Source organism: Williamsia sp. M5A3_1d, from assembly GCF_053345315.1.
Genome location: NZ_JBKEZX010000004.1, coordinates 475,015 through 487,216 on the forward strand (window position 1 = coordinate 475,015; position 12,202 = coordinate 487,216).

At 69.5% G+C, this 12,202-nt stretch carries 10 protein-coding genes; 9 read left to right on the forward strand and 1 reads right to left on the reverse strand.

Translation table 11 applies throughout. The annotated features are described in order from the left end of the window. Positions 1–43: 43 nt before the first annotated feature. A complete protein-coding gene (locus tag ACLBW1_RS19130) occupies positions 44–766 on the reverse strand; it encodes a TVP38/TMEM64 family protein (protein ID WP_447813367.1) in 723 nt (240 codons plus the stop codon). 210 nt (positions 767–976) lie between these two features. On the opposite strand from ACLBW1_RS19130, the gene ACLBW1_RS19135 reads away from it, so the two are divergent. The 9 genes from ACLBW1_RS19135 to ACLBW1_RS19175 all read left to right on the forward strand — a co-directional run bounded on the left by ACLBW1_RS19135 (position 977) and on the right by ACLBW1_RS19175 (position 12,190). Further along, positions 977–2,875, forward strand: a complete 1,899-nt coding sequence (locus ACLBW1_RS19135; protein WP_447813368.1) for a methylmalonyl-CoA mutase family protein — start codon at positions 977–979, stop codon at positions 2,873–2,875. Next, positions 2,872–5,208 carry a methylmalonyl-CoA mutase gene (gene scpA / locus ACLBW1_RS19140; RefSeq protein WP_447813369.1) on the forward strand — a complete coding sequence of 779 codons (2,337 nt, stop codon included), beginning with the start codon at positions 2,872–2,874 and terminating at the stop codon, positions 5,206–5,208. Before ACLBW1_RS19135 ends, scpA begins: the two co-directional genes overlap by 4 nt. Before the next feature lie 28 nt (positions 5,209–5,236). Continuing rightward, positions 5,237–6,229, forward strand: coding sequence for a methylmalonyl Co-A mutase-associated GTPase MeaB (gene meaB, locus ACLBW1_RS19145; RefSeq protein WP_447813370.1), 993 nt, complete (start codon positions 5,237–5,239; stop codon positions 6,227–6,229). Positions 6,230–6,397: 168 nt separating this feature from the next. Continuing rightward, positions 6,398–7,315, forward strand: a complete 918-nt coding sequence (locus ACLBW1_RS19150) for a carbon-nitrogen hydrolase family protein (RefSeq protein ID WP_447813371.1) — start codon at positions 6,398–6,400, stop codon at positions 7,313–7,315. After that, a complete protein-coding gene (locus tag ACLBW1_RS19155) occupies positions 7,308–7,637 on the forward strand; it encodes an MSMEG_0570 family nitrogen starvation response protein (RefSeq protein ID WP_447813372.1) in 330 nt (109 codons plus the stop codon). Before ACLBW1_RS19150 ends, ACLBW1_RS19155 begins: the two co-directional genes overlap by 8 nt. Beyond that, positions 7,634–8,950, forward strand: a complete 1,317-nt coding sequence (locus tag ACLBW1_RS19160; RefSeq protein WP_447813373.1) for an MSMEG_0569 family flavin-dependent oxidoreductase — start codon at positions 7,634–7,636, stop codon at positions 8,948–8,950. The genes ACLBW1_RS19155 and ACLBW1_RS19160 overlap by 4 nt, the downstream gene beginning before the upstream one ends. A gap of 35 nt (positions 8,951–8,985) precedes the next feature. Beyond that, positions 8,986–10,455 carry an AMP-binding protein gene (locus ACLBW1_RS19165; RefSeq protein ID WP_447813374.1) on the forward strand — a complete coding sequence of 490 codons (1,470 nt, stop codon included), beginning with the start codon at positions 8,986–8,988 and terminating at the stop codon, positions 10,453–10,455. 145 nt (positions 10,456–10,600) lie between these two features. Continuing rightward, on the forward strand, positions 10,601–11,125 hold the full coding sequence (locus ACLBW1_RS19170; RefSeq protein ID WP_447813375.1) for an MSMEG_0572/Sll0783 family nitrogen starvation response protein: 525 nt from the start codon (positions 10,601–10,603) through the stop codon (positions 11,123–11,125). Positions 11,126–11,134: 9 nt separating this feature from the next. Next, positions 11,135–12,190: an MSMEG_0568 family radical SAM protein gene (locus ACLBW1_RS19175; protein ID WP_447813376.1), complete on the forward strand. Its 1,056-nt coding sequence runs from the start codon at positions 11,135–11,137 to the stop codon at positions 12,188–12,190. Positions 12,191–12,202 lie beyond the last annotated feature (12 nt).

Here is a 12,202-nt window from a genome sequence, read left to right on the forward strand (position 1 = left end):
TCAAGTCTGAATGGTTGACCAGCTCATGTCAAGCCTCACGACTTTACGAGTGCGGCGTCACCGGATCCTTGTCCATGTCCGAGGCTTGATCTTTGCTGGACAAGTCCGAAGGCTTGCCTGTCTCGGTGACCGGTAGGCGCGCGTCGAGGGCCATACCCACCAGGCCCAGGGCGACACCGGCCACCGACACCACCAGACCCCACGGATTCGCCCCGCCACCGATCACGCTGCCGAGGATCACGATCGACACCGTGCCGGGGAGGATGCCGACCACCGTCGCGGCCACGAAAGGGAGCAGACGCACCGCCGACAACCCGGCGCAGTAGTTGATGATCGAGAACGGCACGGGCGCGATCATCCGCAACGACCCGACGGCCAACCATCCGCGGCGTTCGAGTCGCCTGTTGACCGCGGTCACGGCCGGATGGGTGAGTCTCGCGGCGACCGTCTCGCGGCCCAGCGACCGGACCAGCAGAAACGCCGCGGTCGCACTCGCGGTGCTGGCCACGACGGCGACGGCGAGGCCGAGGACCGGGCCGAAGAGGACGCCGGAGGCCAGGGTGAAGATCGTCCTCGGGATCGGCGCCACGCAGACCACCGCGTGGACGACGAGGAAGAGGATCACGAACCCGGGACCGATGGACGACGACCACTGTCGGAACTGGTCGACGTCGGGCAGACCGACAACGGTCGCGGTGATCGCGGCAGCGACGAACACCACACCCACCGCACCGAGTCGCCACCACCGGCGAAGAGCTCCGACCACGGTGTTTCACCGTACCCGCCACCCCACCACCGCCACCCGACCGAGCGTTCACACGGGTGTGACCGCCGTCTCATCGACGGATGCGGTAGATACACAGGAGGCCCACCCACCACGCATGCCCGTCGACCACCGCCGACGACGCCGCACGGTGACCGACCGCCGCTACGATCACACCCACCGGGGATCGACCGGGGACGAGGAGTTCCACACGTGGTTCAGAGCTCAGGAGATCGGGCGGCATCGACCGCCGATGCGCCGGAGGCCGCCCGCGCCGCCTGGGAGCAGGCCGTCGCCGGGGTGCTGGCGAAGACACGCCGTGTCGATCCCTCGGAGATCCCCCAGCCCGCGTCGGCGCTGTTGACCACCACCACCTACGACGACATCGGCATCGACCCGCTCTACGATCCCGGCACCGAGACACCCGAGCCCGCCCTGCCCGGCCGGTTCCCGTTCGTCCGCGGTCGTGACGCCACCCGCGACGTCACACGCGGTTGGCATGTCACCGCGGTCTACGGGGGCGAGGGAACCGACCCCGCCGAGGTGAACACGGCCATCCTCGACGGTCTGACGACCGGGGTCAGCGCGATCTGGTGGAGCCCGAGCACCGACGACCCCGCCGCCGATCTCACCCGCGCCCTCGACGGGGTGCTCCTCGACCTCGCACCCCTCACCGTGGATGCCGGCGCCGCCACCGCCTCGGTCGGTTCGGCATTGTTCTCCCTGCTCGACGCGCGACCCGACGCCGCCGACCCGACCACCACCCACATCTGCCTCGGGGCCGACCCCCTGACCGCAAGGTTCGCCGGACGCGACGGCACCTCTGTCCCCGACACCCTGTCGCTGGCGGCCGCCGCGGCCGCACGCACCGAACCGATCCGGACCATCTGCGTCGACGGCACGGTGTTCCACGACGCCGGTGCATCGGAGGCACAAGAGATCGGTGCGGCGGTGGCGGCCGGCGTCGAATACCTGCGACTGGCCACCGAGAGCGGCATGTCGGTCGCCGACGCCCTCGACCAGATCTCCTTCCGCCTCGCCGCCACCGACGCCCAGTTCGAGACGATCGCCAAGTTCCGCGCCGCCCGCCGGGTGTGGGCACGTGTCGCCCAGGTCGCGGGTGCCCCCGAGCACGGGGGAGCCCCCCAGCACGGGGTCACGTCGTCGGCGATGATGACCCAGCGCGATCCGTGGGTGAACCTGCTGCGCACCACGCTCGGAGCGTTCGGCGCCGGGATCGGGGGCGCCGATCAGGTGACCGTGCTCCCGTTCGACGCCGCCCTACCGCCCGACGCGTTGGGGGTCTCGCGCACCTTCGCCGAACGAATGGCCCGCAACACCCAACTGCTGCTGCTCGAGGAATCCCACCTGGGTCGGGTGCTCGACCCGGCAGCCGGATCGTGGTTCGTCGAGGACCTCACCGATCGCATGGCGCAGGCGGCATGGGAGGTGTTGCAGCGGATCGACGCCGGCGGCGGGTACACCGCGGCGCTCGACTCCGGATCGCTCGCCGACGACGTGGCCGCCACCCGCGCGCGTCGTGACGACGACATCGCGCACCGACGCGTCGCCGTCACCGGTGTCACCGAGTTCCCGAACCTCGCCGAGAAGCCCCTTCCGGCCGACCGCGTCGCGCCCACCGCGGCTCGCTACGGCGAGGCCTTCGAGGCGCTGCGCGACCGCTCCGACGCGCACCTCGCCGCCACCGGCGACCGCCCGTCGGTCCTCCTCGCACCGCTGGGCACCGTCGCGGAGTACAACGCGCGCACCACGTTCACCACGAACCTGATGGCCGCGGGCGGGATCGCCGCGATCGACCCCGGACCCACCGACGACCTCGCCGACGCGGCACGGTCGGCCGGGTGCACCGTCGCGGTGGTCTGCGGCACCGACAAGCGCTATGCCGCCGAGGCACTCGACGCCATCGCCGCGCTGAGGTCGGCCGGGGTGACCCGGGTCCTGCTGGCCGGGCCCCGAAAAGCCCTCGCCGACACCGCGGCCGCCGACGACGAGACGCTCGGTCCCGACGGCCACCTGACCCTCGGGGTCGACGCGGTGGCCGTCCTCACCGACCTGCTCGACATGCTCACATCGCAGGGAGCCCCCGCATGACGACCCCACCCGAGACGGCCCCGGCCGAGACGACACAGCAGACACGACCCGGTGTCGGCAGCTTCGCCGAGATCCCTCTCGTCGACCCCGGCGCCGCGGGTCCCGACACCACCGAGATCGGTCGCGACGACCTGGACTCACTCGCCGAGTCCGGCGCCGAGGCCAACGGGTACACCGCCGAGCAGGTGACGTGGTCGACCCCCGAGGGCATCGACGTGCGTCCGGTGTACGGACGCGCCGATCGCGACGAGGCCGTCGCCGAGGGCTTCCCGATCGACACCTATCCCGGCACCGCCCCGTTCCTACGCGGGCCGTACCCCACGATGTACGTCAACCAGCCGTGGACGATCCGCCAGTACGCCGGGTTCTCCACCGCCGCGGAATCGAACGCGTTCTACCGGCGCAACCTCGCCGCCGGTCAGAAGGGTCTGTCGGTCGCGTTCGACCTCGCCACCCACCGCGGCTACGACTCCGACCATCCCCGGGTGGAGGGCGACGTCGGCATGGCCGGGGTCGCGATCGACTCGATCCTCGACATGCGTGAGCTGTTCGACGGCATCGACCTCGGCTCGGTGTCGGTGTCGATGACGATGAACGGCGCCGTGTTGCCGATCCTCGCGCTCTACGTCGCCGCGGCGCAGGAGCAGGGCGTGGCGCCGGAGAAGCTGGCCGGGACCATCCAGAACGACATCCTCAAAGAGTTCATGGTCCGCAACACCTACATCTATCCGCCGAAGCCGTCGATGCGGATCATCTCCGACATCTTCGCCTACACGAGCGAGAAGATGCCCCGGTACAACTCGATCTCCATCTCGGGCTACCACATCCAGGAGGCCGGGGCCACAGCCGATCTCGAGCTCGCCTACACCCTCGCCGACGGCGTGGAGTACATCCGCGCCGGGCTCGCCGCGGGTATGGACATCGACACGTTCGCCCCGCGCCTGTCGTTCTTCTGGGGCATCGGCATGAACTTCTTCATGGAGGTCGCCAAACTCCGTGCCGCCCGGCTCATCTGGAGCGAACTGGTGGCCCAGTTCGAGCCGAAGAACCCGAAATCGCGGTCGCTGCGCACCCATTCGCAGACCTCGGGGTGGTCGCTCACCGCGCAGGACCCGTTCAACAACGTCGCCCGCACCTGCATCGAGGCGATGGCTGCCACGCAGGGCCACACCCAGTCCCTGCACACCAACGCCCTCGACGAGGCGCTGGCCCTGCCCACCGACTTCTCCGCACGCATCGCCCGCAACACCCAACTGCTGCTGCAGCAGGAATCCGGCACCACCCGTCCCATCGACCCCTGGGGCGGCTCGTACTACCTCGAGTGGCTCACCCACCGGCTCGCCGAACGGGCACGCGCCCACATCGCCGAGGTCGAGGAGGCCGGCGGCATGGCCCAGGCCATCGACGAGGGCATCCCGAAGCTGCGGATCGAGGAGGCCGCCGCCCGCACCCAGGCGCGCATCGACTCGGGCCGACAGCCGGTGATCGGCATCAACAAGTACGCCGTCGACTCCGATCAGGAGGTAGAGGTCCTCAAGGTCGAGAACAGCCGCGTCCGTGCCGAGCAACTCGAGAAGCTCGCGTCGTTGCGGGCGTCACGCGACACCGAGGCGGTCACGGCGGCACTGGCGAACCTGACCCGGGCCGCCGAGGCCACCGGTACGGCGACCGAGGGCGGGCCCGGGGCGCAGGACGGTGTCGAGAACAACCTGATGGCGTTGGCCATCGAGGCAGCGCGTCACATGGCGACGGTCGGCGAGATCTCCGAGGCGTTGGAGAAGGTCTACGGTCGGCACCAGGCGGAGATCAAGACCATCAGCGGGGTGTACCGACATGAGGCCGGGCAGGTGAGCAACATCGATGCCGCGATCGCCATCGTCGGCGAGTTCGCCGAGGCCGAGGGTCGCCGCCCCCGTGTGCTCATCGCCAAGATGGGCCAGGACGGTCACGACCGCGGCCAGAAGGTGATCGCCACCGCCTTTGCCGACCTCGGCTTCGACGTCGACGTGGGCCCGCTGTTCCAGACGCCGGACGAGGTGGCCCGTCAGGCTGCCGACAACGACGTGCACGTCGTCGGGGTCAGTTCGCTCGCCGCAGGTCACCTCACCCTGGTGCCCGCGCTGCGTTCGGCCCTCGCCGCGGTCGGTCGCGAGGACATCATGATCGTCGTCGGCGGCGTCATCCCGCCCGGTGACTTCGACGCGCTGTACGCGGCCGGCGCGACCGCCATCTTCCCGCCCGGCACCGTCATCGCCGACAGCGCGGTGCAGCTCATCACCGAGCTCGCCGCGCAGCTCGGCCACGAACTGCCGAGTTCGGCGGCCGCCGGATGATCGACCGGGACGGCCCCTCGCCGCGCTGATGCCTCCCGTACCCATCGATCCCACGGCGCTCGCCGAGGACATCCGAGCCGACCGTCGACCTCAACTCGCGCGCGCCATCACGCTGGTCGAGTCGACGCGGGCCGACCACCGCGCACTCGCCCAGGAACTGCTCCTGGAGTTGACGCCCGACGCGGGCCGTTCGTATCGCGTGGGGATCACCGGAGTGCCCGGGGTGGGCAAGTCGACCACCATCGAGGCGCTCGGCATGTACCTGATCGAGCAGGGGCACAAGGTCGCGGTCCTCGCGGTGGATCCGTCGTCGACCCGCACCGGCGGATCCATCCTCGGCGACAAGACCCGGATGGGGCGCCTGTCGGTGCACCCGCAGGCCTACATCCGGCCGTCACCGACATCGGGCACCCTCGGCGGTGTCGCGAAGGCCACGCGCGAGACCATCGTGCTGCTCGAGGCCGCGGGCTTCGACGTCGTCCTCGTCGAGACGGTCGGGGTCGGCCAGTCGGAGGTGACGGTCGCGAACATGGTCGACAGTTTCTGCTTCCTCACCCTCGCGCGCACCGGGGATTCGCTGCAGGGCATCAAGAAGGGCGTCCTCGAACTCGCCGACGTCGTGGTGGTCAACAAGGCAGACGGCAAGCACGAGCGCGAAGCGCGTTCGGCGGCAAGGGAGCTCGGTGGTGCGCTGCGACTTCTCTATCCGCACGACGCCCTGTGGCTCCCGCCGGTGCTCACGATGAGTGCACTGGAGAACACCGGCGTACGGGAGTTCTGGGACACCGTGTGCCGTCACCGTGAGGTGCTGGCGTCCGCGGGACGATTCGAGTCGCGGCGGGCCCAACAACAGGTCGACTGGATGTGGGCGATGGTCACCGATGCCCTCATGCACCGTCTGGGGACCGATCCGACGGTCCGGGCGACCCGTGCCCGTGTCGAGGCGCAGGTGCGCGACGGGTCGTTGACGCCCGCGCTGGCCGCCCTCGAGATCGTCAGCGCCTTCGACGATCGCGGCTGACCCGCCACCCTCCGCCATACGTTTCGGCGACATTACGGCTGTGAGCAGTGCGCTGCGCAGCGTTGTTCTGGGCGCAACCACCACGCAATTCCCCACCCGTGTACTGGATTCGAGCACGAGACCCGAACCAGTCCGACCCCCAGCGGGTCACACGAAGAGGAACCCATCATGACGACGATCGCAGGTGTGTCGGCGAACTTCACGCGCGACCTCGACCAGAACTACGCACTCATCGAGACGATGGTCGCCCAGGCGCGGGAGCGGGGCGTCGACTTCCTCGTGTTCCCCGAGGCCGCCATCGGCGGCTACCTGTCGTCGCTGGGCAACCACGGCGACACGGTGAAGACCACCTCGCGGTCCCTGCCCCCGGCCATCAGCCTCGACGGCCCCGAGATCCGCCGGGTCCAGCAGATCGTCGGCGACATGGTCGTGGCCATCGGGTTCTGCGAGCTCGGGACCGCACCCGACGGTGACTCACGTGATGGGGGCGAGGTCCGCTACAACGCGGCCGCGGTGCTCGACGGCACGCAGGTCTACGGCAGTTACCGCAAGGTGCACCAGCCGTTGGGGGAGAACATGTCGTACTCGGCTGGTGACCATTACGGCGTGTTCGACACCCCGGTCGGGCGTGTGGGTCTCCAGATCTGTTACGACAAGGCGTTTCCCGAGGCGGCGCGAACCATGGCGCTCGACGGTGCCGAGATCATCGCGAGCCTCTCGGCGTGGCCGGCAGCGCGCACCGCGACCGCGGAGAACCTGCAGGACGACCGCTGGACCCACCGGTTCAACCTGTTCGACCAGGCGCGCGCACTGGACAACCAGGTCTTCTGGATCGCGGCGAACCAATCCGGGACCTTCGGTTCACTGCGCTACGTCGGCAACGCCAAGGTCGTCGACCCGGGCGGCAACATCCTCGCCACCACGCTCCTCGGCAGCGGCATGGCCGTTGCCGAGGTCGACATCGACGAGACCTTCCGCGCCATGCGGGGCGGCATGTTCCACCTGCGCGACCGTCGCCCCGACGTCTACGGCGCGCTCACCGACACCGACCACACCGCGGCCTGGAAGGGACTGACCCATGCCTGAGATGACCTTCGACGTCCGGTGGCCCGACGGCAGTGTCGATCGCTGCTACTCACCCAGCCTGGTGATGCACGATCACCTGACCGACGGCGCGAGCTACACCGTCGACGATTTCGTGACCCGATCGGTCTCGGCGCTCGACGCCGCCGCCGAACGTGTGCGCGCCAAGTACGGTTTCGCCTGCACCTCGGCGATGGCCACGAGCGAGAAGATCGTTTCGAGCTCAACACGTTTCGCGGGCGACGCCGTGGTCACGGTCACGCAGATGCATCCCCCGCTGCACGCCCCGGCCTCCGTCGGTCACCGATCCCACGGTGCGTCGTGACGACCGCCGAGCGCCTCGCGCGTGATCCGCAGCAGCCGCCCGAACGGGTTCCGGTCGCGATCATCGGCGGCGGACAGGCCGGTCTGTCGGTCAGTTGGCACCTCGCCGACCGCGGGGTCGACCACGTCGTCATCGAGGCGCAGACGCCGATGCACCAGTGGGCCGACACCCGCTGGGACAACTTCACGTTGGTCACCCCGAACTGGCACTGCCGACTGCCGGGCTACGCCTACGACGGCAGCGACCCGGACGGGTTCATGACCCGTGACGAGGTCGTCGACTGGCTCGCCGGGTGGTTGGAGACCTTCTCACCGCCGTTGATCACCCACACGCGGGTCACGCGTCTGGCGCACGACGCCGACGGCGGTTTCGCGCTGACCCTCGAATCGGCGGAGGGGACCACCACGCTGTCGTGCGACGAGGTCGTCATCGCCACCGGGGGATACCCGATCCCGGTGGTCCCACCGTTCGCGGGCTCGATCGATCCCGGTGTGCGTCAGATGCATTCCGAGGAATACCGCAACGCCGGCGAGCTCGCCCCCGGCGCCGTCCTCGTGGTCGGTTCGGGGCAGTCCGGCGCACAGATCGCCGAGGACCTGCACCTCGAGGGCCGCGACGTACACCTCGCGATCGGCAACGCACCCCGGGTCGCGCGGTTCTACCGCGGCCGCGACGCCATGACCTGGTTGGCCGACATGGGTCTGTACGACGTCCCGGCCAAGCAGTACCCCGGCGGCGCCGCGGCACGGGAGAAGACCAACCACTACGTCACCGGGCGCGACGGGGGCCGCGATGTCGATCTGCGTGCCTTCGCCCGCGAGGGGATGGGGCTCTACGGGACCCTCGTCGACGGCCAGGGGAGCACACTGCGGTTCGCCCCCACGCTGTCGGCATCCCTCGACGCCGCCGACGCCGTCTACAACTCGATCTGCCGCGACATCGACGCCCACATCGACCGCGCCGGCCTCGATGCGCCACCGCCGTCGCGCTACACACCGGTGTGGGAACCCGACAGCGACCCCACCGAACTCGATCTCGGCGCCGCCGGTGTCACCACCATCATCTGGGCCATCGGCTACCGACCCGACTACCGATGGATCGAGGCCAGTGCCTTCGACGGGGGTGGTCGACCCATGCAGACACGTGGGATCACCGCCGTCGAGGGATTGAGCTTCATCGGTCTGCCGTGGATGCACACATGGGGATCGGGGCGTTTCCTCGGGATCGACCGCGACGCCGCCCACGTCGCCGACGTCATCGCCGGCCGCGCGTCCGGTCGGGGCGGGTCGCTGCGCCTGGCGGTCGGGCCGTGACCCGACGCCCAGGACGGTGACGGGGTGAATCGACCATGACCGAGAAGTCCATCGGCCGCCTGATCTCCGATCGCGCCGCCGACCACCCCGATCGGGTACTCGTCGTCGACCACCACTCCGGCGAGCAGCTGACCGCAGCCGAGCTCGACCGGCGCAGCAATCGCCTGTCGCGTGTGTTCGAGGGGATCGGTGTCGGGATCGACGACCTCGTCACCGTCGCCCTGCCCACCTCGATCGAGTTCGTCGTGACGTGCGCGGCGATCTGGAAGTGCGGGGCCACACCACAACCCCTCGCGCCCGAGCTGGACCCCGCCGAACGTTCCGCCGTGGAGGCCGTCGCCCGGCCTGCGCTGGTCGTCGGCGCCCCACCGGTCGACGAGACCCTTCGGTGGTGGCCCGCCGGAAGCATCGCGCCGACCTCGGTGTCGGCGGGGCCGGTCGAGGATCGCTGCGCCGCGAGCTGGAAGGCACCGACATCCTCGGGAAGCACCGGGACGCCGAAGGTCGTGCAGTCGACGGCGCCGGCGCGCTTCGATCCCGACGCCGCCGGCCCCGCGTTCCTCCCGCGGTCGGCGGTCGCTCTGGTCACGGGACCGATGTGGCACTCGGCGACCTTCACCTACGCCTTCCGTGGACTGATGACCGACCACACCCTGGTGCTCGCCGACCCGCTCGACGCGCCGTCGCTGCTCGCGGTCGTCGCCCGCCACCGGGTGACGTGGATGATGCTCAACCCCAACCAGATCCACCGACTCGTACGGTCCGACGCCGCGCGACGGTCCGATACCGATCTCAGTTCGCTCGACACCGTCCTGCACCTGGGCGCACCGTGTCCCGAGGCGGACAAACGCGCACTCATCGACCTGGTGGGTCCGCAGCGTGTGGTGGAGATCTACGCGGGGAGCGAATCGAACGGCATCACGATGATCGACGGCACCGAGTGGTTGGCCCATCCCGGTAGTGTCGGGCGGCCACTGGGCGACACCGAGGTGTGCATCCGACGCGACGACGGTGGTCGCGCCGCTCCCGGTGAGACCGGCGAGATCTGGATGCGTCGATCGGGAGGGTCACGGTACCGCTATCTCGGGGCCGACTCCCGCCGCGACAACCAGGGCTGGGACACCCTGGGCGACCTCGGGTTCGTCGACGACGACGGGTGGCTCCACATCGTCGATCGCCGGACGCAGGTGGTGACCTGCGGGGACACCGACATCTACCCCACACGGCTCGAACAACACATCGTCGGTCATCCCGCCGTCCGTGAGGCCGTGGTCTTCGGCTCCCGCACGAGCGCCGGCGAGACGCGGTTGTGTGCGGTGGTCGACATCGGTGACGCACAGGTCGGCCGGCACAGTGTCGAGACCTTCACCCGGACCCACCTCGCCGCCCACTGCGCCACCGGACCGATCACCGTGCGTCGCGTGCCGGTACGCAACGCCGCCGGGAAGGTGCGCCGCTCGTCGCTGCCACGGACGGTCGGGGCCGGACCGATGGGCGAAACCTGACCGCAACGCGGGATCGATTGCGTAACAACGCGTTATTCCATCCACAACCAGCCGGAAACGGCTCACCTGTGTACTCGACATCGAACCAGTCGGGACAACCCCACGAGATGACACCCTCGTCATCTCCTCACCTCCAGGAGGACCCATGTCCGAGATCGACGACCAGATCGCCGAGAACATCAAGAAGTCCCTCGCCGAGATCCCGCACCCCTCACTTCCCAAGGGGTCGAACATCTACGGCTCGACGAAGCTGTTCCCCGACTACCAGGCCGAGGACGGCGAGACCTACTTCACCCTCGTTCACGGCATCGCCCACGAGTCGTCGGTGAGTTTCGTCGCCGTCCTGCAGGCCACGCGCGCGCTGCGCAAGGGCTTCGAATCGGCCATCTACTTCTACGGACCCGGCGCGATGAACTGTTCGGCAACACGCGGATTCCCGACCACCGGGGACTCCGGCTTCCCGGGCGAGCAGAACATCAACGGTTCGCTGGAGACGTTCATCGCCGAGGGCGGCACCGTCTACTGCTGTCGCTTCGGGCTGGCGCTGCACGGCGGGCGCGAGGAGGACCTCATCGAGGGCGTCATCCCGGCCCATCCCCTCGACGTCCAGGACGCGCTCATCCACTACGCCCGCAAGGGCGCCATCATCAACTCGACGTACATGGTCTAGGAGACGGACATGTCGGTATCCACGCGCGTCGACCTCGCGCTGCTCGGCTTCCGGGGCAGCGCCCCGGTGACGCGGTCGCCCGGCGCGGGACCCAGCGACGACGGGCATCTCGTCATCGACGGCCTGCCCGCCGCGATCCCGCGCAACCCGTTGAGCCCGTTCGTCTTCGACGGGGATAGGGTGTTGCTCGACGGCGTGGACACCGGCCTGGACGTCTCACCGGTCGACCGACCGAACTTCTACGATCTGCAGACCGCCGACGGTGTCGCCTACGACAAGCTGGCGAGACTGCACGGACGGGACGTGTTGGCGACCACGGTGGTGCAGACCTGCATCCGCTACGGCGAGGACCAGCGGTGTCGTTTCTGTTCGATCGAGGAGTCGCTGCGGTCGGGGGCCACGGTCGCGGTGAAGAGACCGCACGAGTTGGCCGAGGTCGCCGAGGCCGCGGTTCGCCTCGACGGTGTGCGACAGATGGTGATGACCACCGGGACCTCGGCCGGGAGCGACCGGGGTGCACGACATCTCGCGCGGTGTGTCCGTGCGGTGCGCGCGGCGGTACCCGACCTCCCGATCCAGGTGCAGTGTGAGCCACCGGCGGATCTGAGCACGATCACCGAGCTCTACGAGGCGGGTGCCCGATCGATCGGCATCCACGTCGAGTCGCTCGACGACGACGTCCGCCGTCGGTGGATGCCGGGAAAGGCCACGGTCCCCCTGTCGGAGTACCGGGCCGCCTGGGCCGAGGCGGTTGCGGTCTTCGGGCGCAACCAGGTCTCGACGTACCTGATCGTCGGACTCGGTGAGGACGCCGACGAGATGGTCGCCGGTGCTCGCGAACTGATCGACGCGGGCGTGTACCCCTTCGTCGTCCCGTTCCGTCCGCACCCGGGCACCCTCGCCGTGGATGTCGATGGCGCAGGGGCACCCGATGCGGCTGTCCTGGAGAAGGTCTCGCGTGGTGTCGCCGAACATCTGCAGCTGTCCGGGATGAGCGGCGCCGACCAGAACGCGGGGTGCGCCGCCTGCGGCGCGTGCAGCATCCTGCCGAACGTCGGCGGCTGACGTGCACCCACC

Coding starts and splice junctions, on each gene's coding strand:
- scpA (WP_447813369.1), top strand. CDS start 2,872: ATGACGACCCCACCCGAGACGGCCCCGGCCGAGACGACACAGCAGACA.
- meaB (WP_447813370.1), top strand. CDS start 5,237: ATGCCTCCCGTACCCATCGATCCCACGGCGCTCGCCGAGGACATCCGA.
- ACLBW1_RS19150 (WP_447813371.1), top strand. CDS start 6,398: ATGACGACGATCGCAGGTGTGTCGGCGAACTTCACGCGCGACCTCGAC.
- ACLBW1_RS19155 (WP_447813372.1), top strand. CDS start 7,308: ATGCCTGAGATGACCTTCGACGTCCGGTGGCCCGACGGCAGTGTCGAT.
- ACLBW1_RS19165 (WP_447813374.1), top strand. CDS start 8,986: ATGACCGAGAAGTCCATCGGCCGCCTGATCTCCGATCGCGCCGCCGAC.
- ACLBW1_RS19170 (WP_447813375.1), top strand. CDS start 10,601: ATGTCCGAGATCGACGACCAGATCGCCGAGAACATCAAGAAGTCCCTC.
- ACLBW1_RS19175 (WP_447813376.1), top strand. CDS start 11,135: ATGTCGGTATCCACGCGCGTCGACCTCGCGCTGCTCGGCTTCCGGGGC.